The 26,601-nt window shown below is 56.7% G+C and carries 16 protein-coding genes; 7 read left to right on the top strand and 9 right to left on the bottom strand.

The genetic code is table 11. The features are described from left to right. The first annotated feature begins 222 nt into the window (after window positions 1-222). Window positions 223-1,155 carry a sugar kinase gene (locus tag FD737_RS09560; protein WP_097118503.1) on the top strand — a complete coding sequence of 311 codons (933 nt, stop codon included), beginning with the start codon at window positions 223-225 and terminating at the stop codon, window positions 1,153-1,155. 434 nt (window positions 1,156-1,589) lie between these two features. Further along, a complete protein-coding gene (locus FD737_RS09555; RefSeq protein WP_034827823.1) occupies window positions 1,590-2,462 on the top strand; it encodes an alpha/beta hydrolase in 873 nt (290 codons plus the stop codon). Between the two features lie 279 nt (window positions 2,463-2,741). Here the strand turns inward: FD737_RS09555 and FD737_RS09550 are convergent, their stop codons facing one another. The 6 genes from FD737_RS09550 to bcsE all read right to left on the bottom strand — a co-directional run bounded on the left by FD737_RS09550 (window position 2,742) and on the right by bcsE (window position 11,709). Beyond that, window positions 2,742-4,256 (bottom strand): pitrilysin family protein, encoded by a 1,515-nt coding sequence (locus FD737_RS09550; RefSeq protein WP_160833364.1) that lies wholly within the window; start codon window positions 4,254-4,256, stop codon window positions 2,742-2,744. Between the two features lie 245 nt (window positions 4,257-4,501). Then, the gene (locus FD737_RS09545; RefSeq protein WP_034827821.1) at window positions 4,502-5,782 is read right to left on the bottom strand and encodes a dicarboxylate/amino acid:cation symporter; all 1,281 of its coding nucleotides are present in this window, start codon (window positions 5,780-5,782) and stop codon (window positions 4,502-4,504) included. Window positions 5,783-6,012: 230 nt separating this feature from the next. Beyond that, the gene (gene hmsP, locus FD737_RS09540) at window positions 6,013-8,025 is read right to left on the bottom strand and encodes a biofilm formation regulator HmsP (RefSeq protein WP_182057602.1); all 2,013 of its coding nucleotides are present in this window, start codon (window positions 8,023-8,025) and stop codon (window positions 6,013-6,015) included. Window positions 8,026-8,333: 308 nt separating this feature from the next. Then, on the bottom strand, window positions 8,334-9,974 hold the full coding sequence (gene bcsG / locus FD737_RS09535) for a cellulose biosynthesis protein BcsG (RefSeq protein ID WP_097118499.1): 1,641 nt from the start codon (window positions 9,972-9,974) through the stop codon (window positions 8,334-8,336). Further along, window positions 9,974-10,162 carry a cellulose biosynthesis protein BcsF gene (gene bcsF, locus FD737_RS09530; RefSeq protein WP_038643825.1) on the bottom strand — a complete coding sequence of 63 codons (189 nt, stop codon included), beginning with the start codon at window positions 10,160-10,162 and terminating at the stop codon, window positions 9,974-9,976. The genes bcsG and bcsF overlap by 1 nt, the downstream gene beginning before the upstream one ends. Further along, window positions 10,162-11,709 (bottom strand): cellulose biosynthesis protein BcsE, encoded by a 1,548-nt coding sequence (gene bcsE, locus FD737_RS09525; protein WP_160833363.1) that lies wholly within the window; start codon window positions 11,707-11,709, stop codon window positions 10,162-10,164. The genes bcsF and bcsE overlap by 1 nt, the downstream gene beginning before the upstream one ends. A 193-nt stretch (window positions 11,710-11,902) precedes the next feature. Between bcsE and bcsR the strand changes: the two genes are divergently transcribed. The 5 genes from bcsR to bcsC are packed head-to-tail and all read left to right on the top strand — an operon-like array spanning window position 11,903 to window position 21,219. Beyond that, on the top strand, window positions 11,903-12,097 hold the full coding sequence (gene bcsR, locus FD737_RS09520) for a cellulose biosynthesis protein BcsR (protein ID WP_160833362.1): 195 nt from the start codon (window positions 11,903-11,905) through the stop codon (window positions 12,095-12,097). Beyond that, complete coding sequence (bcsQ, locus tag FD737_RS09515) at window positions 12,097-12,828, top strand: cellulose biosynthesis protein BcsQ (protein ID WP_160833361.1); 732 nt, start codon at window positions 12,097-12,099, stop codon at window positions 12,826-12,828. Before bcsR ends, bcsQ begins: the two co-directional genes overlap by 1 nt. Beyond that, on the top strand, window positions 12,825-15,440 hold the full coding sequence (gene bcsA / locus FD737_RS09510) for a UDP-forming cellulose synthase catalytic subunit (protein ID WP_160833360.1): 2,616 nt from the start codon (window positions 12,825-12,827) through the stop codon (window positions 15,438-15,440). Before bcsQ ends, bcsA begins: the two co-directional genes overlap by 4 nt. Window positions 15,441-15,449: 9 nt before the next feature. Beyond that, window positions 15,450-17,753 carry a cellulose biosynthesis cyclic di-GMP-binding regulatory protein BcsB gene (gene bcsB / locus FD737_RS09505; protein ID WP_160833359.1) on the top strand — a complete coding sequence of 768 codons (2,304 nt, stop codon included), beginning with the start codon at window positions 15,450-15,452 and terminating at the stop codon, window positions 17,751-17,753. Beyond that, window positions 17,746-21,219, top strand: coding sequence for a cellulose synthase complex outer membrane protein BcsC (gene bcsC, locus FD737_RS09500; protein ID WP_160833358.1), 3,474 nt, complete (start codon window positions 17,746-17,748; stop codon window positions 21,217-21,219). Before bcsB ends, bcsC begins: the two co-directional genes overlap by 8 nt. A 107-nt stretch (window positions 21,220-21,326) precedes the next feature. Here bcsC and FD737_RS09495 read toward each other — a convergent pair whose 3' ends face one another. From FD737_RS09495 to FD737_RS09485, 3 genes are read right to left on the bottom strand one after another with little or no spacing between them, the layout of a single operon-like run. After that, on the bottom strand, window positions 21,327-22,331 hold the full coding sequence (locus FD737_RS09495; protein WP_160833357.1) for a glycosyl hydrolase family 8: 1,005 nt from the start codon (window positions 22,329-22,331) through the stop codon (window positions 21,327-21,329). 9 nt (window positions 22,332-22,340) lie between these two features. Beyond that, window positions 22,341-22,787: a cellulose biosynthesis protein BcsD gene (gene bcsD / locus FD737_RS09490; protein ID WP_160833356.1), complete on the bottom strand. Its 447-nt coding sequence runs from the start codon at window positions 22,785-22,787 to the stop codon at window positions 22,341-22,343. Continuing rightward, window positions 22,788-26,591, bottom strand: coding sequence for a cellulose biosynthesis protein BcsC (locus FD737_RS09485; protein ID WP_160833355.1), 3,804 nt, complete (start codon window positions 26,589-26,591; stop codon window positions 22,788-22,790). Between the last annotated feature and the right edge of the window lie 10 nt (window positions 26,592-26,601).

The raw sequence follows: 26,601 nt of genomic DNA, 5'->3' as shown, positions 1-26,601 counted from the left end.
TAACACGATAACTTTATTGGTCTCAGCCACCTCACGAGCAGTTGAGTGTATCAGCGCGTTTCAGGCTTAATCGGCAAAACAAGCGGCGCTTTGTCCGTTAAATCGCCGTGGAAAGTGGGTGCAGGCACCTTAAGTTAAATTAAAACATCGTTTTAAAAACCATTGACAGCTGCCATACCAGACGCGAGACTCGAGGGCAGAATTCACTACAGGCCGAAGACCATGACGCAGAAGAACATTGCCATCATTGGCGAATGCATGATTGAGCTGTCCGAAAAAGGTGAGAACATCAAACGTGGTTTTGGCGGCGACACGCTAAACACGGCGGTTTATCTGGCACGCCAGTCAGATAGCCAGCAGTTGCGGGTGGACTATGTCACCGCGCTGGGCACCGACAGTTTCAGTGACCAGATGATCGCTGCCTGGCAGCAGGAGCAGGTTCACACCCAGCTCATTCAGCGCCTCGACAATAAAATGCCGGGCCTCTATTTCATTGAAACCGACGAACACGGCGAGCGCACCTTCTGGTATTGGCGCAATGATGCCGCTGCGCGCTTCTGGCTGGATGGCCCAGAGTCTGACGCGATTTGCGCCCAGTTGGCCCACTACGATTACCTCTATCTCAGCGGTATAAGCCTGGCGATTCTGCCGGCCACCAGCCGAGAGAAACTGATGGCACTGCTCAGCGCCTGTCGCCAAAACGGTGGCAAGGTCATTTTCGATAACAATTATCGTCCACGTCTGTGGGCAGACAAATCCAGCGCGCAACAGGCTTATGCCGAGATGCTGCATCACACCGATATCGCCTTCCTGACGCTGGATGATGAGCACCTGCTGTGGGGTGAACAGCCGCTGGACGCAGTGATTGCACGCACGCGCGAAGCCGGTGTGCAGGAAATTGCCATCAAACGCGGTGCCGATTCCTGTTTAGTGGCGATAGGCGATGAGCCGCTGCGTGAAGTGCCCGCCATCAAGCTGGCAAAAGAGAAGGTGATCGACACCACTGCCGCAGGCGACTCTTTCAGCGCCGGTTATCTGGCTGTACGTTTAGCCGGAGGGAGGGCAGTAGATGCGGCCGCGCGCGGTCATCTCACCGCCAGCACGGTGATCCAGCATCGCGGAGCCATTATCCCTTTAAGCGCTATGCCGCAATAACCCTCCCCTCAACATTTCCCAGCGGCGCTATTTCAGGCACGACGCGTGGCGCCGCTGGATATCCGTTGGCACGATGCATGGCGCCAATCGTTCACTTTGCCGCTGTTGATTTGATAATCACGACTTACACAATGCACAGGATAATTTGCCTTAAATCCCGAGATTACACTGTGAATTTTAACTAACCTCGCCAGCGATCCATCTTTGGCTCATATCCGCCTACGCCAGTTTAGTAACCCTTACCATATCAATTTAAATTCAATAGATTACGGACAGAAATCGGGCCGCCAGGCATAGTCCGAAACTGCAGAAATGGTGGGTTTTCGGCTGGACGCCAGCGCGAAAACAGACCATGTTTTAATCAACAACAGCAGGACGCTGTTAATCCGGCCGCGAACAAAATAATGACAACACGACTCGCTCAGGACTGATTTATGCACACAGAAATCATTAATATCTGGCCACACGGTGATGCGCCAGGCGCGAGTGATTCGCGCGCTCAACCGCAAATCGTCGATCTCGCCAAAGAGTACGAACCTTATGACCGCGCCGCGACCGGCGTGCGTTGCCCTGAAATGGCAATCTGGCACCCGGAAACCTCCAACGGCATTACGCTGCTGGTGGCGCCCGGCGGCGGCTATCAGCGAGTGCTGATTGACCGTGAAGGCAGTGCCCTCGCCACGTTCTTCACATCGATGGGGTATACGCTGGCAGTGATGACTTATCGCCTGCCTTACGATGGCCATCACGAAGGTCCCGATGCCCCACTGGCCGATGCACAACGTGCGGTGCGCGTGTTGCGCGATCGTGCGCAGCGCGGCATGAACGGCAAATACATTGTGATGATGGGCTTCTCAGCGGGTGGGCACGTGGCTGCCAGCCTGGGGACGCGCTTTGGTGAGAAAATTTATCCAGTGCAGGATCAGGCCGACAGCTTCTCGCCACGTCCAGATGCCATGGTGCTACTCTACCCGGTGATCAGCATGCGCGACGGTCTGGCACACGAAAGCTCGCGCACTCGCCTGCTCGGCGCATGGCCGGATCAGAGGTTGATTGATGCGTATTCCATGGAAACGCGCGTACATGCGCAGACACCGCCCACGCTGCTGATTCACGCTAGCGATGATGACGCGGTTTCGGTAAACAACAGCATGGTGTTTTTCAGCGCCCTGCGTGAGCACAAGGTGCCGGTGGAAATTCACTTTTATCAGAAAGGCGGCCATGGATTTGGCATTCGCGGCGTCGCGGATCTGCCCCTCGCCAGTTGGCCGATGCTGGTCACCGAATGGCTACGCGCTAAGACATAATCCCCTTCATAATTCGAACCGCAGCGGCGCTGGCTGCACGCAGTCACCCCAGTCACCGGCTTAAGTCAGTGACTGGCGATGAACATACTTGCCGCCTTAATGCGGCTCAAATTATTTCAGGGATAATTCATGCCCTGAAACGCAGCGACGTGGCTGCATGGATGTGATGTTCAAAAGCGCCTCAAGGCACTTTTGTGCTGCTACTCAAATTTTTTTGGCGATCTCATATGCCATGAATCATAAGACTTTATGACTCGGCCATGAATGATAAATCCTGCGTCATGACGAGGGTTGAGCCGGGTCGGCCGCGCTCGCGCTGCCGTTACTTTCCGGTTTAGCTTCATCAGAAGCCGCCGGTGCCGCAGGCGCATCCGGTACCTTCATCACTTTATCCCAGTCGTCCTGCAGCATCTTCACGTTGGTCTCAGCTTCACCTTGGGGTTGAATCAGCACCATCGTCAGTTCCTGCGTCAGCTGCTGGCGCAATTCCTGATTCAGCTGGTCACGCGTCAACCCACTGAGAAACGCCTGACGCAGCTTTTGATACTGCTCCGGCGCGATATCCACCACCGCATTTTGCTGCGAGCGCAGACGCTGCCCCATCAAGATATCGGTATCTGTGCGCGCATAGGTGGCGAACAGCTTATTCAGTTCCAGCAGCTTCTGCGCCATCAGCGCATCAAACTCATCCTGCGGTAACCCTTTATCACGTACTGCCGCCAGTTCTTTCGCCACCTGGTTCATGTTCTGCGCCAGCGATGCGTTCGGGCTGTCCATGTTGATGGAACACTGCGCACGCTGGTAAAGCACGCGGCAATCAAAGCCCACCTGCACGCTCTGTGCTTTGCTGTCCGCCAGCGCGCGTTGCACATGCCAGAACAGCGCTTCACGCGCCAAATCGCTCTGCCAATAGTGCTGTAAGTTCTGTGAGTCACGAATCGGTTGCCACGGCGTATCCCACACCAGAGACAGGCGATCCTGACTCATCCCGCCATTCACCAGGTTGACAGGCTGATGTGGCAAAGGAGAGAGCGTAGGCAGCGCTGCGGGCGCAACCCGTTTCCCCTTCAGTGCGGAGAAGGTTTTGTTGATTTGTTCTGCCATGCTGCGGCTGTCAACGTTGCCCACCACATACAGGGTCATGCCATCCGGCGTGTACCACTGCTGATAGAAGCTGTTGAGCTGTGCAATATCCACCGGCGCGCGCGGCTGCTCGCCCGGATCGTGAGCCAGCATCGCTGAACCCTTCAGGCGATAGCGCCACCAGACATCCTGGGTATTTGGCGGCCAGGTGGCAATCGGATCGGTCGCGGTCAGCGCGGTTGATACCACCTGCTCATTGATGGTCATTTTCCCTGCGGTCGCCGCCAGCCAGTTCAGCGCTTCTTTCAGCAGCTCCGGGCGGTTGATGGGCAAGCTCAGGTTATATTGGGTGTAATCGTACGATGAGATCGCTGGCGGCAACGGGCGTTGCGGATCCATGGCTTGCTGCCACAGTGAACGCTGTTGATTGGTATCCAGCGCGGTGTTGTGCACCATTGCCAGACGCGGTATCAGATGGCTGAAACCGGTTTGCTGAGCGCTCTCCACCAGTGAACCGGTGTTAACAATCAGACGTAATTCAATACGATCGCTTGGACGTTGTGGCGTGGTGAGTAACTGCCAGCTAAAACCATTGTCCAGTTTGCCTTCCTGCCACGCGGGATCGGGCTGGAGTGTCTCGGCGTGCGCGCCAAAGCCGGATGCCGCAAGGATTAATCCGCCAACCAAAAGTCGAATTCTGGTGCCCTGCATGTGAACCCCTACATAAACAGATCAACGCTCGTTATCGCGACATGTACGGTCACATCTTTGGTGACCGGCGCGGCCCATAGCCGCCACGTTTAATGAAGAACAGACTCTTTGACCACAGGAAGGTCAGGATGTCGCGCAACGAGGTAAAAAATCGGGAAAAAAATCAATGGGGTTTATTATGCAAATGCCCGCTGTCAGGGCAAGCGACAGCGGGCATTTCTCGGGAAATTAACGCAAATAGACGATCAGACGCTGGTTTGTGAGGCGTTATTGACCTTTTTCGCTGAAGAAAGCGTCGCTTTCATCTGCTTCTCATCCAGCTGACCGACCCACTTCGCCACGACAACCGTCGCCACGCCGTTACCCACCAGGTTGGTCAATGCACGCGCTTCGGACATAAAGCGGTCGATACCCAGAATCAGCGCCAGACCCGCTACCGGCAAATGTCCGACTGCAGACAAGGTGGCCGCCAGCACGATAAAGCCACTGCCGGTCACGCCCGCTGCGCCTTTTGAGGAGAGCAGCAGCACCACTAACAACGTGATCTGGTGGAAGATATCCATGTGCGCATTGGTGGCCTGGGCAATGAATACCGCCGCCATGGTCAGGTAAATCGAGGTGCCATCAAGGTTAAAAGAGTATCCCGTTGGAATAACGAGACCCACCACCGATTTCTTACAACCCAGCTTCTCCATCTTATCCAGCATGCGCGGCAGCGCAGATTCAGATGAAGAGGTACCCAGCACGATCAGCAGCTCTTCTTTGATGTAGGCAACAAATTTGAAGATGTTGAAGCCGGCCCAGCGTGCAATCAAACCTAACACCACCACCACAAACAGCACGCAGGTGATGTAGAAGCAGATGATCAGCTGACCGAGTTGCACCAGTGAGCCCACGCCGTATTTACCAATGGTAAACGCCATGGCACCGAAGGCACCGATCGGCGCAAGGCGCATAATCATATTGATAACGCCGAAGATCACTTTGGAGAAGCTCTCAATGACGTTGAACATCACAGTACCGGCGTTACCCAGACGATGCAGGGCAAAACCAAACAGAATGGCGAACAGCAGCACTTGCAGGATATTACCGCTGGCAAAGGCACCGATCACGCTACCCGGGATAATATCAAGCAAGAAGGCAACAACACCCTGTTCTTGCGCCTGTTGGGCGTAAACCGCCACGGCTTTGGCATCCAAAGTCGCGGGATCAACGTTCATCCCCGCGCCCGGCTGCACCACATTAACCACGACCAGGCCAATAATCAGTGCGATGGTGCTGACAATTTCAAAGTAGAGCAGCGCAACTGCGCCAGTCCGTCCAACTGCTTTCATGCTCTCCATGCCGGCAATACCGGTCACCACCGTACAGAAAATCACGGGGGCGATGATCATCTTGATCAGCTTAACGAAACCATCGCCAAGCGGCTTCATTTGCGCGCCTAACTCAGGATAGTAGTGGCCTAACAGGACGCCGATGCCGATGGCAACCAGCACCTGGAAGTAGAGGCTTTTGAACAGTTTCATAACAGGTGTCCAGGTATAGACGGAATTCACCGCCGTTATTATGGAGAACGCATGCGGCAAGCCGCCTGGAAGCGAAAAACCTTACCGATTGCGGGAAAATAACACTCCGATAACAGGATTAATATACCCTTACATTCCTTACAAAAGTTACAAAACTCTAACTATGAACTGAAACGCTTCAGCAAACTATATGACTGCAATTTCGTGAGGAAAATCAATAAACAATGTGATTATTCAGGATGTGACGAGCTGTCAAGCCAGCGTTGGTTGAAGACGTTAAGAGGGAGCGCTTCAGCGTATAAGTAGCCTTGCCCTATAGTAATTCCGCGTGCCAGCAGCCAGTCTCGCTGCTCATCGGTTTCCACGCCTTCAGCAATAACATCCAGATGAATGATGTCCGCAATCGCCGCGACAATACGCACCATGGTGTCATCATCCGGTAGCGCCGCGACAAAACTGCGATCCATCTTCAGCTTGTTTACCGGCAGCGCTTTAAACTGATGCAGGTAATTGAGATTGGAGTAACCCATGCCAAAATCATCCAGCGCCACGGCCACGCCGGTTTGCTGCAGTGAACGCAGCAGCGAAATCGCTTGCTCGGCATCGCCAATCTGCGCGGTTTCGGTAATTTCCAGCACGAAATTGCCGGGTGCAATACGATGGCGCTCCAGCAAGCCTTGCAAATGGCTCACCATGCTGGGGTCACGCAACTGAACTGCCGATATATTGACGCTCAGCGGAATATTGATGCCGAGCTTCTGCCACGCGGCAAGGATGCGGCAGGCTTCTTCAAACACCCAGCGCCCAATCGCGGAAATCACCCCAATCTCTTCCGCGCTGGCGATAAACTCTTCTGACAAACCATAGCTGCCATCCGGCATACGCATACGCAATAGCGCTTCCGCGCCCGCCAGCTCACCGGTTTGCATATTGATTTGCGGCTGCAGATAAAGTGCAAATTGACCATCCTGCAACCCCTGCAGGATATCGTGCTCCTGCGTCAGGCGTTTTTGCGCCCGCTCAGTCAGCGCCGGATCAAAGAACAGAATCTGGTTTTTGCCCTGATGACGCGCCGACATCATTGCCGAGGTCGCGCGGTCGAGTTGCTCGCTGGCACTGACGACACTGTCATCATGCAGCGCCAGGCCAATACTGGCGTTTGGACGCAGCTGAAGTTGATGCAGGTTCACCGGCTGGTTAATGCGAATCATCAGGTTGCGCGCCAGACGCATGGCGCGGAACGGGTTGTGCGCGCGCTTCATCAGCAGCGCGAAATCGCTCGGCCCGGTTTGTGCCAGTAACGTGTGATCGTCAACGGTGCTGCGAATTTTCTCTACCAGCGTCAGCATCAGCGTATCGCGCTGCTCATCACTCAGTACGCCGTTGGCTTCCTGCAGTGTTTCGATACGGATCACCATCAATCCCCATGGCTGACGGCTATGGCGATGGCTGGCGTGCTGATCCAGCAACGCGAGGAACAGGGCGCGGTTAGGCAGATCGGTGACAGCAAAATGGGTGGTCATGCGACTCATTTCATCATGAATCGACTCCAGCACCTGCTGATTGCGGTTGTAGCTGCGGATCAGCATGCCGATTTCATCGTCGCGATGATTATGCGGCAGGTCGAGCTTGTGCGTGAGAATGGCCTGCGGTGGCAACTCCTGCAAATCACGCGACAAACTTCTCAAAGGATGGACGATCAGGCGATTGATACACCAGCTAATCGACACCGAAAGTATCAGCGCCAGCAGCAAATAGGTGGTGATCATGGTCGAGAGCGTGCTGAGCAGGAACTGGTATACCCGAGAAGAGTCGGCCTGCAGCACCAGATAGGCGATAGGCTTCGGCAGCCCAGTACGCTCTACCGAATAAAGCGGCAGCGTGATTTGCACCGGCAGTTCAAACAGACGTGCCACGAAGCGCGGTACCGGTTTTTCCGGCACAAAATCGGCGTGCAGCGCCTGAAACGCATTCGGCAATACCACATCGGCGCGCGACAGAATGCCCGCCGGTTTCAGCGTATTCAGGATGCGTTCGGCTTGCGGAATATCCCCTTTCAGCACCGCCTCCGACAACGGCTGGCGCACCGTATGGGCGATATTTTCCATCTGCTGGGCGTAATCGATTCTGCGCTGCTGCACAAAGTGGAATAACTGGATGACGATAAAGATGCTGATGGTCACCATCGCCACGGCGGACACCGTTGCCATCTGTTTTATCGTTAACGAGCGACTGACGCGCAACAAAACCCTCTCCCGACCACTTAAATCGACTATGAATACCCTAAATTATTCAAGGTGCAGGCAGGCGGCAAGGGAATGAATCCCCAGGAGCTTACTCAGGTAAGTGACTGGGGTAAATGAGCACAGCCAACGCACCTGCAACTTGAAGAATGACGGGTATAGATGAAATGCGCAGCGAGTATATCGCAGGTCAGCCTTGATTTGCGCCGGGATAAAGTCGAAAAGAGGCGGGAAACACGAGATAAATCGGTGATTAGGAATTGTGCACCGAATTTGGCGGTGCAACCTGCTGCACCGCCATTGAGAGATTATTGCGGATAGGGCACCCAATCGCCGCCGTTCAGGCGAATCCAGGGTTTGCCCTGATACATCATCACCACCGCATTATCATTCTCGGACACCACCGGTGATTGCGGCAAATTATCCGCTAACACCGACATATTGACGTTCGGCGCGTTAAACACCTGACCATCCACCACGCGGGAAATGATCTCGGAAATCGCCAGCAGACTGGTTGGTGTATCAATGCTCAACGGCTGTCCCTGGTGTGGCGCTTTCATCCCGACAAACTTAATGCCCACCGGCACATGCGTAATGCTCGGGCTGGGAATATCACGCAGACCGGACATCTGCATTTTATCGCCCTGCAGCGCAGCACCGTGCTCCGGTACCACCAGCACCATCACGCGGCGTCCTGATTTCTCCAGATTGGTCAGGAATGTATCCAGCTGATCAAACAGCATTTTAGCGCGCGGCTGCCAGTCAGCGGTGCGCGTGCTGCCCAACTCGCGCGTGCCGTCATGCAACGGAATCAGGTTGTAGAAGGTGGCACTGCGCGCATCGCTGCTTTTAGTCCGATCGTCGAGCCAGCGCTGCATCAATTGCCCGTCATTGAACACTGGCGAACCATCAAAGGAGGTCAATTCTGGCGCAATTCCCGCTTGTGACATCAGCGGTGCCTGCAAATTGCCCTCTTCACGCAGCTCTTTGAGATAGTTACCAAACACGCCGGTATGATCCATCATCAGTTCCTGCTTAAAGCCCAGCTTCGCCAGGTTATCAAACAGATAGCAGCGCTGGTCGGTGGCCTTATACAGATTGGAGTGTGAAGTCTGGCCGCAGCTGGCGCGCAGCAAACGAATCCCTGCCGGACCGCTGTAGCCGGTGGCAGAGTTGTAGTTGTCCAGCAGGATATCAAAATGCTTCCATAGCGGATGGTCACGCAATTGTGCTACATCCATGTCCGACCATGACAGCGAACAGATGTTAATCACTAAAATATCAAACGGCTGAGAATCCGCGGGCAGCGCATCCGGAAAATGGGTGGCGCGCTGGCGCTCACTGTCGTAGAAACGATTGAGCCAGGAGGTCAGATTGGCACTGGTCGGTGGTGCAGACTGGTCCAGTCCCTCCGGTGCTTTGGTCGCGGCTGGAGGGTTATTCAATGCCACTTCCGGTGTCGCCGCTTTGGTTGGCAGCAGATTCATCGCCGGTCCGGCAATGGTCAGCACGTTAAGCCAGATCAGCATCAGAGAAACCAGCACCGTGACGCGGATCCACTGCGCCACGAACATATAGATCACCAGCAGCACAAAGCCTGCGCCAATCATTTGCCAGTTGATAAAGCGCTCCAGCAGATCGAGCAGATAAGCTGAGGAGAAGCCCGCGACCTGGCTACCCTGGCTCATGATCGATTCCAGCCCCGGCAGCCAGGTGTCATGCCAGAACAGCGCAAAGCCAATCGGCAAGGATACCCAGTGACGCACACGATGCAAACGACGTGACGGCAGCGGGAACAGCAGCCACGCCAGGAACACCAGATTGCTCAGCGCATGAAAATTAAGGTAGCCGTACCACAACAGACCAAATTTGATCAGGAAGTAGAAATTCCAGCCGCCGAGACCGCGCCACCACGAAGCGTGCAGCGTCGAAGGTTTGTTATTACTCATTACGGTTTGGTATCCGTTTTAGCAGATTTGCGTTGCCACTGCCCTTCCGACTTCAGCGCACGCGGTGGCAGCAGACGCATCAGCAGGCTGGTGCTACTGCGCGGTAACCAGCGCACAAACAACGATTTCAGGAACAGTAAAATTAATAACAGCAGGATCGCCACCTGCACCCAATCCATCAGTGTCATCAGCGGCGATCTCCATCGAGATTGAGAATAATAGGCTGCGGGGTTTGCGCCCCACGCATCTCCGAAGCGGACACCTTATTCGTCCGCGGGGCCTCAATCGGCACCACCGGCACTTCACGCTGCGCCACGGGTGTCAGTTGGCGAATCTTGTGCACTTCCGACAAAATCTGGTTGTCCTCGAACCACACCACGCGATTACTGAACAACTCATCGTGCGGCAGTGAGAAAATCGATTTCAACGCGATATCCAAATCGTTGAAGCGGCAGGATGATAGAAACAGATAGATGCGATCGTTAATCAGCGTCACCAAATCACCAAAACGACGCGGTTTACACAGCGTCAGAATCTGCTCAGGTTTCAGCTGCGGCACCGGGCGCAATGCCGCCATCAGCCCCTTGTCGTTTTCCGGCAGCAGCGTATTGCTCATCAGCTGCTGTACCGCCGCGCAGAACGGCTCCAGCTGCAAATACCCTTTTTGCTGCAGCGGCTGTAATGCCTGCATCAGCGCGGGCAAGTTGGCCGGAACATGACGCGTAAACTGCTGGCCCTGAATCCCTTCCAGCGTGGTGAGAAAGCGTGACAGCGTTTGTGCACCGGGCACGATGGCATTGACACCACACGCCAGCAATAACCGCTCATCGCTATACCTAAGACTGGTACTAATTTCGCGCACCACAATCTTTAATGCGTTACCGCGTGAGCGGCGCAAGCTATGGACCATTTTTGCCAGGGCATTGATATCCTGGTTATGGGCCAGGCTAAAAATGACCGTGGCAGCGTTGGCCTGCTGGGCACGCGAGAATACGCTCTCATTGTCGCTAAACAGTTGCCACTGGCTGGAGAGCGGCGGCGCACCTTCCAGCACCCCTTCCTGTGCCAGAAACTGATTTTCATCATTGAGGCTAAGCGGCGTAGTTTGTTCCACTTCATTAATGGCAATGAATTGATTCTCATTACAACTCAATCGAATTGCACGGTCAGCCAGTAATTTGTCTGCGGAGTACCACCAGTTAATTCGATATTGCCAGCTATCCTGTTGAAATTCTAAATGTGCGACACCATCAAGTTGGCGAAAATAACGCTGTAGATGATTACGCAGATGAATAATTGACGCCCCCGAAGTGATCAGTAGCAGCGTGATTTGTTTTTTGATTAACAATCGTCGCATGCGTTTCACCCAGAACGTGAGTTCATCCTCGGATAATTTACTCCACAGCGCTGCATTGCTGTAAAACAGCACTAAACCACTGCGGCTATTCAGTACACGCGCGAAATCATTCTCCAGATGCTGCAGGCCGGTTTTATTGGCCGGCAGCGAAAATAAGGGAATGCGCGCTGGGCCCGTCAGTGGGTCCGGCGTAAGTAAAGACTGAGGCTTCTCATCTGAACTGACCAGGGTTGCCGCCTGTTGATGGCTCACCACCTGACGCAGCAGTACCCGCGCGTCTTCCTGACGCTGACTGGTAATCCAATAAAACCCCGGATTTTGCAGGTTAACTAATTCCTGCTGAACCTGTTGTAGGCCAAGCGCATAGCGATTTTTCATATTTGTTTCGCGATCAGAACAATCCAGGCTAGTTTAATATAGACGGCAACGATTGGAACTGCTGAAATAATTAAAACCTGCGCTATCTCAAATGATATCGATTTTTACATAGTCTGCGCATTTTTCCGGGTTTAAACTTTACAAAAAATAGAACCACAATTCATCCATTGCTGTTTTTTGGTGGCAAAAAGAAATGAAAACAGAGAATGCCTTTTCGCTGATCGCGTCTACCACTGAAGATCAGGATGACATTAATACCCTGAGCGAAGCCTTTTCCCTTAGGGCATTTCGTTACATTGATATTGCCCGCGAAGAGCGACTGAATAGTCTGCTGACGCGCTGGCCGCTGCTGCGTGAATTATCCGCCGACCAGGAGCCTGAACGCTAATGCCGGTCATTGCCTTACAAGGTTTGCGCGGCGGTTGTGGCGCAACATCACTCAGTGCGGCACTTGGCTGGGCGCTCAATGCTTTACAGGAGTCGGTGCTGGTCATCGACTTTTCTGATTCGAATCAACTGGCTGCCCATTTTAACTTGCCGCTCAATCACACCCAGGGCTGGGTTCCCGCACTGCTGGAACAGCAGCCGTGGCAGCAGTGCGCGCAGCGCTATCAAACCGGTCTCGATTTCCTGCCGTTTGGCGCATTAACCTCTCAGCAGTGCTCAAGTCTGCAAAACGCCGACACCTCGTTCGCCACGCCGTTGCTGAAGGCGTTGCCGGCCCTGAAATCACACTATCGCTGGGTGATCCTCGACCTTCCAGCGGATCTGCTGCCGTGGCAACGATCCTTCGCCCTCCATGCCGATCGCCTGCTGCAGGTGCTATCGCTGGATGCTAACTGCCAGTTGCGGTTGCACCATCCGCGTTTTTTGCCGCACACGCTGTTTCTGATCAATCAATTCAACGCCAACAGTCAGCTGCAACAGGATCTGCATCAGCTGTGGCTGCGCACGCTAAAGAATCTGATTCCGCAGGTGATTCACCGCGATGAAGCACTGGCAGAAGCCTTGATGATGAAACAACCGGTGGGCGAATATCGTCCTCATGCGCTGGCGAGCGAAGAAATCAATACGCTGGCGAACTGGCTATTGCTCAACGTTGCGGGCGGTGCGGCGTGAATCCGTTGCGCTGGCTGCTGGTACCTCAGGCCTGGCAGGCGCTGCAAAGCCGTGCCCGCGTGGCGCGCCAGCACGGCGCGGGCCACTTAACCGTGATGTTGCATCTGCTATGGTGCGTGCTCGCCTGGTCGCTGCTGCGGCTGGAAATGCCCGGCTGGCAGCGCTTGCTGCAACAGCGTCAGCGATACTATCCGCAAATCTCGCCGCTACGCCCACGCCCGTTAGACGTTGTGCGTTACGCCATGCAGAGCCTGTGGCTGATGCTGGTGTTACCGCTCGACAACAGCGCACGCAGCGAGCGTAAACGGTTTAACGCGTTTGGCCCCCTGTTCCGCTGGCGTCAGCAGTTTTATCAGTGGCTGGGAGCGCTTCCCGCGCACCTAGCGAAAACGGGCATTCATCTGCGTACCGAACAGCAGTTGCAGAAACTACCACCGCGTGTACGCCAGCTGCTGTTTATGGTCGCGGCGATTGTCGCCAGCCTGCTGGCGCTGTTGTGTATTTCACAGCCATTTGGCATCACCACGCAATTTGTCTTTGTACTGCTGCTGTGGGGCCTGGCGATGATGGTGCGCCGCGTGCCGGGCCGCCTTTCTACTATCATGCTGATTGTGCTGTCACTCACCATTTCCTGTCGTTATTTGTGGTGGCGCTACACTGAAACCCTGAACTGGGACGATCCGCTGAGTCTGACATTCGGTCTGCTGCTGATTGGCGCTGAAACCTACTCATGGACGGTGCTGGTACTGGGCTATTTCCAGACGCTGTGGCCACTCAATCGCCAGCCGGTCTCCATGCCACCCGAGATCACTTCCTGGCCCAGCGTCGATATCCTGGTGCCCACCTACAACGAACCGCTGAGCGTGGTGAAACCAACCATTTATGCCGCGATGGGCATCGACTGGCCGCAGGACAAGCTCAACATCTATCTTCTGGATGACGGCAGCCGCGAGGAGTTTCGCGAATTTGCCGCCAGCGTGGGCATCAATTACGTGATGCGCCCTACCCATGAACATGCCAAAGCCGGCAACATCAATCACGCATTGAAAGTGGCCTGCCGCAGCGATTACGTGGCGATTTTTGACTGTGACCACGTACCGACGCGCTCTTTCCTGCAGATGACCATGGGCTGGTTCCTGAAGGATCACCGCCTTGCGATGCTACAAACGCCGCACCACTTCTTCTCGCCCGATCCGTTCGAGCGTAACCTCGGTCGCTTCCGCCAGACACCCAATGAAGGCTCGCTGTTCTACGGCCTGGTGCAGGACGGTAACGATACCTGGGATGCGGCGTTCTTCTGCGGCTCTTGCGCCGTATTGCGCCGCGCCGCGCTGGATGAGATTGGCGGCATAGCGGTGGAAACCGTAACCGAAGATGCGCACACCTCGCTGCGTCTGCATCGTCAGGGTTACACCTCTGCCTATATTCGTATTCCGCAGGCGGCGGGCCTCGCCACCGAAAGTTTGTCGGCGCACATTGGCCAGCGTATTCGCTGGGCACGCGGCATGGTGCAGATTTTCCGTCTCGATAACCCGTTGATGGGTAAAGGCTTAAAGCTGGTGCAACGCCTGTGCTACGCCAACGCTATGCTGCACTTCCTCGCCGGGATTCCACGTCTGATCTTCCTGCTGGCACCGCTGGCGTTTCTGCTATGCCACGCCTACATCATCTACGCGCCGGCGCTGGCGATCGCCATCTATGTGCTACCGCACATGCTGCACACCAGCCTGACTAACTCGCGCATTCAGGGACGCTGGCGTCACTCGTTCTGGAGTGAAGTGTATGAAACCGTGCTGGCGTGGTATATCGCGCGCCCCACCACCGTTGCGCTGTTTAACCCGCACAAAGGCAAGTTCAACGTCACAGCCAAAGGTGGCCTGGTCGAAGAGCGCCATCTCGATTGGGTGATCACCAAGCCGTATATGATGCTGGTGCTGTTGAATATCGCGGGTATCGGCATGGCGTTCTGGCGCATGGCGTATGGCCCGGCCAACGAGATGCTCACCATCTGGGTCAGCCTGGTGTGGGTGGTGTACAACATGATTATTCTCGGCGGTGCCGTGGCGGTTTCGGTGGAAGCGCGCCAGATTCGTGAAGCGCACCGTGTGGAGATCGCCATGCCCGCCGCCATTGCGCGTGAGGATGGCCATATGGTGCCGTGCACCCTGCGCGACTATTCCGATGGCGGTGTCGGCGTCGAACTGCGTGAAGCGGATGCGCTAAAAGAGGATGAGCCCGTGTGGCTGCTGCTGCGCCGTGGCCAGCAGGAATTCAGCTTCCCGTGCCAGGTACAACGCGTATTTGGCCGACGCGCCGGTATTCGCCTGCATCAGCTCACTACCCAACAGCATATTGAATTTATTCAGTGCACCTTCGCCCGCGCCGATACCTGGGCACTGTGGCAAGACGGCTTCCCTGAAGATAAACCGGTGCAAAGTCTGGCCGATATTATGGTGCTGGGTTTCAAAGGTTACCTGCGTCTGGCGGAGTATGGCCCTGCTCCGCTGCGCCGTCTTTTCCGTGCACTGACTTCCCTGGTGAGCTGGCTGGCAACACTGCTGCCGCAGGGCATTAGCCGCGCACCTGCGGCAATCAAAACCGATTTTTCATAAGTTGATGATATGACCATGACGAGAAAACTGAGCTGGTTTACTGCCCTGCTGCTGGGCACTGCAACGCTGGCACAGGCCGCACCGCAGCCTTCTGCCCCTGAAGCACCGCGCGCCAGTGCACAGATACCGCTGCCGGTCGTCAGCCAGCCGCTGGATGCCAATGCCCCGCTGCGCGACAGCCAACTGCTGTTTAATCAGGTCGCGCCGCCGCCGGGCAGCATGACGCTGCGCGGCACCGAGCCCACCAGCCAGATTGAGTTCGGCGTGCGCAGTGATGAAGTGGTGACACGCGCCATGCTGACGCTCAGCTATCGCCCTTCACCGGCGCTGATTCCGACGCTGTCGCAGCTCAAGGTCTATCTCAACGATGAGCTGGTGGGACTGGTCACCGTGACCGCCGATCAGTTGGGCAAAGAAAATCAAACTCAGTTGCCGATCGATCCGCGTTTTATTGGCGATTTTAACCGCGTGCGCCTTGAACTGGTGGGCCACTACGCCAACGTGTGTGAAAACCCGGCCAACAGCACCATCTGGATGGATATCGGTAAAGAGAGCAAACTCGACCTGACGCTGCAAAAACTGCCGTTGAAGAACGACCTGTCGCACTTCCCGGAACCGTTCTTTGATGCCCGCGACAGCCGCCCACTGCAATTGCCGATGGTGTTCAGCAATCAGCCTAACCTGCTGCAGCAGCGTGCCGCAGGGATTCTGGCTTCGTGGTTCGGCAGCAAAGCACAGTGGCGTGGTCAATCCTTCCCGGTCCTGTATAACCAGTTACCAAAAGAACAGCATGCGGTGGTGTTTGCCACCAACGATCATCGCCCGGACTTCCTGAAAGATCTGCCACCGGTGGAGAAACCCACGGTGGAAATGGTGAGCCAGCCGGACAATCCCTACGAAAAAATGCTGCTGATTCTCGGCCGCGATGACAACGATTTGCTGACCGCCGTCGAAGGTATTGCGCAAGGCGAACTGCTGCTGCGCGGGGATACCTCAACCATCGACAGTGTGAAAATGCTGGCACCGCGTCAGGCCTATGATGCGCCAAACTGGGTGCGCACCGATCGCCGCACCACGTTTGCCGAGCTGACGCAGTATCAGAACCAGCTGCAGGCCGATGGTTTGCAACCGAACCCGATCAGTCTGACGCTGAACCTGCCGCCGGACCTGTTCCTGGTCCGCGCACGCGGCATCGACATGGATCTGATTTACCGCTACACCTCGCCGATCCAGCAAGATGGCTCGCGCCTGGCGGTGCATCTGAACAATCAATTCATGCAGGATTACCCGCTGACGCCGAAAGACACGGCAGGCCAGCAGATCATGCGCATTCCGCTGATGCAAGGCCTGCAGGACAGCAACCGCCAGTTGACCATCCCGGCGCTGCGCCTCGGCGTGGTCAACCAACTGCGCTTCAGCTTTGATTACGCCAACACCTTTATTGGTGGCACCGCCGACGGCCGTTGCGAAACCGTCACCGCGGTGGGCCACCATGTGGTGATCGATGACAACTCCAGCATCGACTTCTCCGGCTATCGCCACTACATCGAAATGCCTTCACTGGGTGCATACGCCAACGCCGGTTTCCCTTACAGCCGTTATGCCGATTTGGCGCAGACGCTGGTGTTAGTACAGCCGAAGCCCGTGAACGGTGAAGTGAGCACGATGCTGAACGCACTGGGCGCCATCGGTGCCCAGACCGGCTATCCGGCGTTGCGCGTGCAGATGAGCGATGACTGGAACCAGGCAAAAGATAAAGACGCAGACCTGCTCATGATCGGCGGCATTCCGCAGGATCTGCAGGATGACAAAAAGATCAACCTGCTGGCGGATGCGGCGCGTAGCTGGATCAACATGCCATCACGCCCGATTACCGCGCAGAACGTACCGGTGTCCGCCAGCGATCGTGCGGTAGAGAGCCAGACCGGTATCCGCTCACGCGGCCCGATGGGTGCCATCGTCAGCTTCCAGTCGCCGTTTAACGATCAGCGCAGCGTGGTTGCGCTGCTGGCCGACAGCCCGCGCGGCTGGGATCTGCTGAATAATGCCCTGCTCGATAGCGGCAAGCGCGCTGCCGTGTTCGGTTCTGCCACCGTTGTGCGAGAATCGGGCGTCACCAGCGTGCGCGTCGGCGATACCTACTTCGTCGGCCATCTTCCATGGTGGGAGCGCCTGTGGAATCTGCTGGCAACGCATCCGGTGTGGCTGGCGATTTGTGCCGTGGTGGTGGTGATACTGTTTGCACTGATGGCATGGCGCCTGATGCGCATGGTGAGCCGTCGCCGCCTGGCCGAGCTGGAAAACGATGAATAAACTGCCACTCGGTCTGCTGATTGCCACTATCCTGGCGGGCTCCGGCATGGCTGCCGAGGGCCCTCAGGTGTCACCAGTGGCCTGGCTGCTGATGCAGATTCGCACCGGTGAATCCACCAACAAGTATGATTTGGTGCAGCAGTCGCTTTATCGCCTGGAAAAAATCGACCCTGATAATCCGCAGGTGCTGGCAGCGCAAATTCGCATGGCACTGCGTCAGGGCGATCAGGCAAAAGCACAGACGCTGCTGGATGAACTGAAGAAGGTCGCGCCCAATGACGTGGCGACGCGTGAATCGGAAACCGGCCTGCGTCTGATGAGCGCTGAAGGGCGCCAGCAACTGCAGCAGGCGCGTTTGCTGGCCACCGCGGGTCGCGTTGAAGAAGCGAAAACGGCCTGGGATGCCTTGTTCCACGGCGTGTTCCCGGATGTGAATACTGAACTGGAATACTGGCGACTGGTGGCACGTTTACCCGGTCAGCAGCCCACCGCTTATCGCCAGTTGCAGGCGCTGGAAGCGCGTTATCCCGGCAATATTGGGGTTGAACTGCAACTGGCGCGCATGGCGTTTGATAACAATCAGCCAGGCGAGGCGCTGGTGCAGCTGCGTCGTCTGGCCAATCGTGACGGCGGGCGTGATGCCGCCTCCGAACTCTGGCTGCAACAGATTCAAAATCAGCCGGTGTCAGACAGCACGGTTGCCAGTCTGAAGCAGTATCTGCAGGTATTCACTTCCGGTGATGCGCAACAGCGCGGCGAGGAAGAACTGGCCCGACAGCAGAAGCTGCTGGCCGATCCCGCTTATCGTCAACGCATGCGCGGGCTGGCGCTGGTCGATGCTGGTGGAGGCGCAGGTGCCATCGCGTCACTCAGCGCCGCGCTGAAAGCCAACCCGAATGATGCCGAACTGATGGGCGCGATGGGTCAGGCGCAGGCGCGAGCCAATAACCGCGCAGCGGCGATCGGCTGGCTGCAGAAAGCGATTCAGGCCGGACAGGCCAGCACCCAGATTGGCAAGTGGCAATCACTGTTGCAAACCAACCGCTACTGGCTGGCGATCAACAACGGTGACGACGCGCTAAAAAAAGGCGATGTGGCCGGTGCGGAACACCAGTATCGCAGTGCGCAGGCCATTGATAACCGTGACAGCTGGGCATTGATTGGCCTCGGTGATGTCGCGCAGGCGCGCAAAAACGACGCGCAGGCAGAACAGTACTGGCAACAGGCGCTGCGCCTGGATCGCAGCAATACCACCGCCGTGCGCCGACTGGCAGCGCTGTATCAGCAGCAGTCACCGGCTCGCGCGATGGCGTTTATCAATGCCCTGCCCACCGCGCAACAGCGGTCGCTGGCGGAGACGTTGCGTTCACTGCGCAGCGACAGCCTGCGGGCTGAAGCGGATGCGCTGGCGCAGCAAGGTCAATGGCATCAGGCGGTGGTGAAATATCGCCAGGCCGCGCAGGATAACCCCAACGATATCTGGCTCTCATATCGTTTAGCCGGTGCGCTACGCAGCAGTGGCGAAGAAGCACAAGGCGCCCAGGTGATGGATGCCATGGTGCGTCAGCACGCGCAGGAACCCGCCGCGCTCTATGCCTGGGCGCTGTGGCTCTCGTCCGGCGATCAGGATGATGCGGCACTGGCGGCACTGCATCGCCTGCCGGAAACGCGTTGGGACAGCAATATGCACGAGCTGGCGGGCCGCTTAACGCAGGATAAAGTCTACGCCCGCGCCAGTGAGCTGCGCGCCAACGGCAATGAATCTGCCGCGCTGGCACTGTTGCAGCAGCAACCGGCCTCGACGCGACGTGATATCACCCTGGCGGATTGGGCTCTGGAACGCGGCGACGCGAAATCGGCGCTGGCGAGTTACCAACACGTACTGCAGCAGGATGCAACCAACAATGATGCAGCACTGGGCCGTATCGAAGCCCTTATCGCCCTGAAGCGCAAAGACGAAGCACGCACAGCGCTGCAGGCTTTACCCGCCAGCGTGGCGCAGCAAAATATCAACAGCGGACGCCGCGTGGCGCTGGCATGGCAAAACAGCGGCGATACGGCGCATGCGCAGCAGCTGTTCAATGATTTAAAAATGCGCGCCGCCAAAGAAGCCCCGTCGCAAAGCAAAGCATTGGTCTATCGCGATGCGGCACGTCTGGAAACTCAGCAGCAACAGCCGGATGCAGCGCAGCAGGATTATCGCCTGGCGATGGCCGCCAGCGGCATCACCCGCGACGTGCCGCAGGATAACGACAGCTATACCCGCCTGACGCGTAATGACGCCAGTGATGACTGGTTGAAGCGCGGTATTCGCAGCGATGCCGCTGATCTCTATCGTCAGCAGGACACCACCTTCACGCTCGAACAGGATTATTCGCGCGATAAAGGCACCGGCGGTATCTCCGATTTCACCGCGCATACCACCATGATGCAGGCGGAGACACCGCTGGCCGACGGGCGCAGCTTTTTACGCGTCGATCATGTTCTGGTATCAACGGGCACTTTCTCTACCAGCAATGGCAGCCACAGCGAACGCTTTGGTAGCTGTAATGATGATAACTCCGGTGGCTGTAGCCGCGACTTTACCCAGCGTGATGAAGGCACGGCGATAGGCGTTGGCTGGCATAACGATCGCTGGTCTGGCGATATCGGCACCACACCGCTCGGCTTTGAAGTCACTAACTGGGTGGGCGGTCTGAGCTGGAAAACCGACGTGGAAGATATTGGCGTGACGTTCACCGCTTCACGCCGACCGATCTCCAGCTCGCTGCTGGCCTATGCCGGTGCACGCGATCCGTCGGCCAACGGCGGTAAAACCTGGGGCGGCGTGGTGGCAACCGGTGGTTCGGTGGGACTGAGTTATGATCAGGGCGGCGCGAATGGCGTATGGGCCGATATCAGCGCCCATCAAATCACCGGTGAGAACGTGGCGGACAACAGCCGTGAACGCCTGATGGCCGGTTACTACTACAAGCTGATCAACGAAGACAATCGCCGCGCCACCGTGGGCCTTAACAGCATGCTGTGGCATTACCAGAAAGACCTGAGCGATTACACCTTTGGCCAGGGCGGCTATTACAGTCCGCAGCAGTACTTCTCGCTGGCGGTGCCGGTCACTTATCGTCAACGCACCGATAACTGGTCGTTTGATCTGAGCGGCTCGGTCTCCTGGTCACAATCGCAAACCGACGGTCAGCAGCGTTATCCGGTCAATCCTGGCTTTACGCTGGCTTCCAACCCGACCTCCGACAGCAGTTCCGGCAACGGTTTTGGTTACACCCTGCAAGCAGTGGTAGAACGACGCATCACGCCGCACTGGTCAGTCGGTCTCGCGATGGATATTCAGCAAGCCAAGGATTACACCCCGAGTCACGGCTTGATCTACATGCGTTATTCAATGGGCGGCTGGAATGGCGATATGGATATGCCACCACAACCGCTTGAGCCGTATGCGGACTTCAAATAAAAAAAGCCGCACTTCGCTGATGAAGTGCGGCCCTTTCAATTGCGTAGTACGTAGCACTGCTACAAAAACTGCGCTATGAGCTGACAACGCGATGTATCGCGAAATATCTAACGCTTTTCCTGATACGCCAGCCAGGTCAGTAACTGCAAGCTGGCGGAGAAGTAGTTCTGATCCGGCGCTAAACGATCGCTGAGATAACCGGTTTGATTCAGGGTCAGATCGCGAATCGCCAGCAAGCCGCCGTCCATATTGTATGGCGCAGGGGTGTTGGCGAGCACATCAAACCAGGCCGGTGTCGTCTGGCGACCATAGCCCTGCCAGACGCGCTGGAACGGCACCAGACGCAGGCTTTGCGGATCATACCACCAGATATTGAGCGGAATACGAATCGCATCGTAGCTAAAGCGATTGGAGTAACCCACTGCCGGTGCCACTGAACCATCGGCATTCAGCGCCACCCAATCGAGCGGCAGACCGGTTTTGCCAAAATGCATATCACCGAGCAGTTCCATGCCGTCATCGATCAGGTTATTCCACACGCGCAGGTGACTGCGGTCAGCAAACTCCTGCCAGGCGGCAAACAGGAAATACGAGGGATTCAGCACCACATAGCTGTTTTTATTGAAGCCCTGTGCGCCTGGCAACATCAACGTGTGGCCGCCAAACGTGATCACGTTTTGTTTGACGATGGCGCGCTGAATACGGTCAGAAGTTGACTGATAATCACCGCCCCACTTTTGGCCTGCGCGCTGCAGTGCCCACGCAATCAGCACATCGCCATCAGAGGCATTGTTCTTGTCGGCAATCGGGTCTGAAGCACCCGGCGTGTAACGCCAGTAGAACAGATCGTTTTGCGGATTACGCAGATGAGTGCGCGTCCACTTCCACAGCAGATCAAACGTGGTGCGGTCGTCGTTCGCGACGGCCAGCAGCATGCCATAACCCTGACCTTCGGTATGGCTGACATTATTGTTGGCCGTATCACTGATACGTCCATCGCCGCTCATAAAGCGGCCTTTGAAGGTGCTCCAGCCATCTGCAGCAGCCTGGGCGCTGAAAAACATCACCATGAAACACAGCATCCATTGACGCCAGAAGCGCATGACTCTCATCAAACAATCCTATTGATATCGGTAATGCAGCGTGTTGCCGTCATTCTTTTCGAAGGTAACCGGCACCGCAGCGCTGCCGCCCTGTGCCTGCAGCCACTGTGAATAAACACCGGCCAGCACGGCGCTCATCGCCAGCTGCCAGCGCTCTGCACCCACCTTGCTGTCGCCCTGCGGCAGCGCATGATGCTGAATCAGAATGGCATTTTCCAGCGGCTGAAGCTGGGTGAACCCCCAACTAAAGCGCGCCAGTTGCAGATTCATCTCGCGTTCCAGATCCTGCACGGTGCGCGCTTCCGCTAAAGGATAGCGCGCTGCCAGCGATCCGCCCACATTGTTGAGGAAGCCTTCGGCTTCCTCGCCCGCTTTGTCCAGCATCCCTTCAATCATCACGCTGACCAGATCAAACCAACCCGGCTGATGCGGATGGCTGACGCGCGCGGTTGCCTGCTCACTCATTTAGTTGTCTCCGAACAGATAACGGAAGTACAGATTCGCTGTGCTCTCGTTGTAATCGCCAAAGGTGTCGTAGCCTAATTGCCCACCCACAGTGACATCTTTGTTGATCTTGTAATCCGCACCGGCGTGCAAGTTGTAGCCAATACCGTTCTTGCTCTCGCCGCTGTAGTAAGCGCTTTTCACGTAACCCTGATCGGCCAGACTCTGCATTTGTGCCTGGTAAGTCGGATCGTTCGGGAAGTAAGCGCTCTTATCCTGGCTGTAGGATTGATAACCCACCGAACCGCCCACGTTCACTTTCAGATCGTCGAACTTGCGGGAGAACTCAATCGGGAACGAGACCGATGCATAGTTCTGCGGGCTGAAGTAACCGCCCTGGCCGTAGCTGAAGTAACTCAGGTTTTTCGAGTAATCCATCCACGACAGGCTCATGCCCACCTTCAGCTCGCGATCGTCGTAGTGGAACGGACGCACATACGCACCGGCAGTCGCCTGCACGCTGTTGTTACTCGCCACGTTTTCACCAATGTAGCTGTAAGCGCCGCCGCCGACGTAGAAACCGGCATCGCCGTTATCGTAGCTCAGCAACGCATTACCGCCGTTTTTGGTCACGCGACCCCAGCGCTTACCGCTGGTTTTATCTTCCACGCCCACATAGGAGAGCAGGCTGTCGGTCATCGCACGACGTTCACCGGTGAGGATCAGCGTCAGGAAGTCAGTGAGTTTCGGTGACCACTGCACGCCCCCCACCAAGGTACTCAAATCCTGTCCCAGTGGCGTACTGCCGAGGTCGATCTTGTAGCTGTCGCCTTTCAATGCCAGGTTCAGCTCAACACCGGTGGCTTTCTGCGAATCAGTGGATGAAGACGGGACATCGTCAATTTTGGCATCGCCAGACGCCACCACATTACCCTGCACCAGGGCATTGGTGCCGAAACGACGCCACGCGTCGCCCGCCGCACTGCCCGCCGTGAGCGAGACAGGTGTCATAGTAAAGTCAAAGCGCGATTCGCCAAACGGGACGGTGGAGAAAGTCAGTGGCGCTTTGGCTTCGGTCAGTTTGCTCAGACCCGATTCGCCGTCACGACCACGTACCTGCATGCCACCCTGAATCCAGGTGCCGGTTTTCTCTTGTAGATCGTCCATCATACTGTCGATCTGGCGCAGCGTCTGGCTCTGCTGGATTGCCGGTGTATTGCTGGCCAGCGTGGTCCCCGTTGCGCTGCTGGTGACATCCGGTGCCGATTGCCATGGCATCACCGCGCCATAAGCAGACGGAGAACGTCCCACCGGCGAAGTCCCCCGGTTGATGAACGGGTTATCCGCCAATGCCAGACCACCCACGCTTGGCGTATCACCGTTGGTGGCACCCTGCAGACCAATCAACTGCCCGCGCGCGCTGCGCAGATAGCTCATGGCCTGGCTGTGATTGCCGTTGGCTTCAGCCACGCGCGCCAGTAACAGCTGGCGATCCGGTGACTGCTCATTGTTCAGGCCGCGTGTCAGGGTATTGGCTTTATTGACGTCATTGTTCGCCAGTGCCACGTTGATGGCACCGGTACGCGCATCTTGCGTTGGCGTATCCTGGGTCATCAGGTAGTCATACACCACACCCGCTTCTTTGTTCATCTTGCCGGACTGATACAGTCGCGCCATGGCGAACATCAGATCGCGGTTCTGTGGATCGTGCTGCAGTGCGCCCACCAGCTTGTCGTAAGCCGCAGCGTACTGCTTCTGCTCACGCAGACGATCCACTTCGTTGATCACGTAACCGTTGCGAATACCCGCCAGCTGCGTTGGTGTACTGCGCGCCTGCAACTCCGGGCTGCTGAGGAAGCTCTGCGCTTCGGTATTCAGACCTGCCTGGTTGAGCACCGCGACCTGTGCAGCGTAATCACCGGCATTCCCCTGAATGCCGCGCTGCATATTGCTGCGCACCACAGAGACAGCGGTGGTGAGATCGCCCGCTTTCGCCAGCTTCTGTGCCAGGTTACCGGCATCCACCGGGTTGGACGGAGGTGACGAGGCCAGCGCACGCAGGGTATTCGCCGCTGCAGCATTCGAGCCCTGCGCCAGATACTGATCGGCGGTGGTCATCTGCAGGTTGAAGTTCACACGCTGCGCCAGCTCGCGCATATCGCTGCTCTTGCTGCCGTTCGGTATGCGTGACAGCAGTAAACTCGCCTGCTGCCAGGCACCGCTCTCGCTGGCGTTCAATGCGCCAGCATACAGCTCTGACGTGCTGGCGCCGCTGCGCATCGACGGCTGCATGATATTGGCGGCCATCATATTATCGCCCTGTGCGCGATAAATACGCGCCAGGTCGAGGCGTAACCAGCCATCATTTGGGAAGCGCTGAATACCGCTGTTCAAGGTGGCAATCGCCGCACTGTTGTTGCCCGCCGCCAGCTCACGCTTAGCCTGCGCACGAATCGGATCGGTGCTGCTGCCGCGCGGGGCCACGCTCTGGCGCACGCTATCCGGCAGAGAAGCCAGCAGCGTGTTGGCTTCGGCACTGCGATTCTGCTGACGCAGCACGTAGAACAGGCCTTCTTTGGCGTTACGGTTGTTCGGATCGGCTTGCAGGATAGAGCGATAAGTTTGTTCTGCCTGGTCGAGTTGATTGCTGCGACGCTGCACGTCCGCGCGGAACAGCTTAGCTGAAACGCCTTTCTCGCCATCGGCCTGCGCCAGGGGTTCACTCAAGGCCAATGCCTGCGCGCTGTCACCGTTTTTCAGCGCCTGCTGCGCGGTCGCCAGTTGAGCATAGAAGCGCGCATCGGCTGCCTGCTTTTGGCGCGTCTCGCTCTGATCGCCGCCCATCTGCGCGGCGCGCGTCAGATAATCAGCCGCTTCGGCATAGCGCCCGGCACGCTGAGCCACATAGCCCATCCCTGCCAGTGCATCGGCATCCTGCGGGTTCGCCTGCAGCACTTTCTCAAAGTTGTTCTGCGCGTTGCTGACGTCACCACTGTTCAGTGCGGTAAAGCCAGCCCCCTTCTCAGCGCCGCCAACATTTTTACGGTAGTAATCCATCACCGCATTGTCTTGCGGATGGCGCTGCTGCCAGGTCTGGTACAGGGAAGCATCGGACGCCTGCGGCTCGAGCCACAGCAGCGCCTGGCGCAGTGAACGGTCAGCGTCTTTATTGCCATCCGCCAGCGTGCCCAGCAGATCAATACCCTGACGACGGGTCGATTCCTGATAGGTCAGTGCTTTGCCGAGTGCCAGCTTCGCGCCGGTATCTTGTGGATGATCGGCCGCGAATTGACGCAGCGCTTCGACCGCCTGCGGCAGCAGCGAGCGGTCTCCGGCCATGGTCAGGTAATATTCCGCCGCCACGCTCGGTGGTGGCTCATTACCATTAAAGGTATTGCGCCAGGTTTGCAGCGAAGCTGCAATATTGCCACTGCGGGCCTGCTGGCGCGCTAACGACAGCTGCGCCTGTGGGATGGTTTGCAGCTGACGCGCATTATCCAGTTCGGTGAGGTGCGGATCGTTCGGCGATGCGGCACTCAGTCGCGCGCGCCACTGCGCCGCTTCCGCGCTGCTGCCGCTCTGCTGGGAATAGAGCGCCAGCAAATAAAGCGCCTGAGTGTTGTTGGGTTCCACCATCAACACTTTTTGCAGCGAAGATTTGGCCAAATCGTCATGCGCTTTCTGATGCCAGTAAGCCGCCTGATCAAACAACGCTTGTAACGCAGGATTGGTGCTCTCCGCCGCCAGCAGCGGCTGAGAGAACGCCAGTGCCCCACCCAGAATCAGGGCATGACGAATACCGGCACTCAACAGATTTTTTTTCATTGTTTTTATC

Origin of the sequence: Pantoea sp. Seng (assembly GCF_009829935.1) — a bacterium.
GTDB lineage: Bacteria > Pseudomonadota > Gammaproteobacteria > Enterobacterales > Enterobacteriaceae > Pantoea > Pantoea communis.
Note: the sequence above shows the minus strand (reverse complement) of the source record. Positions and strands in the feature narration are given on the sequence as shown.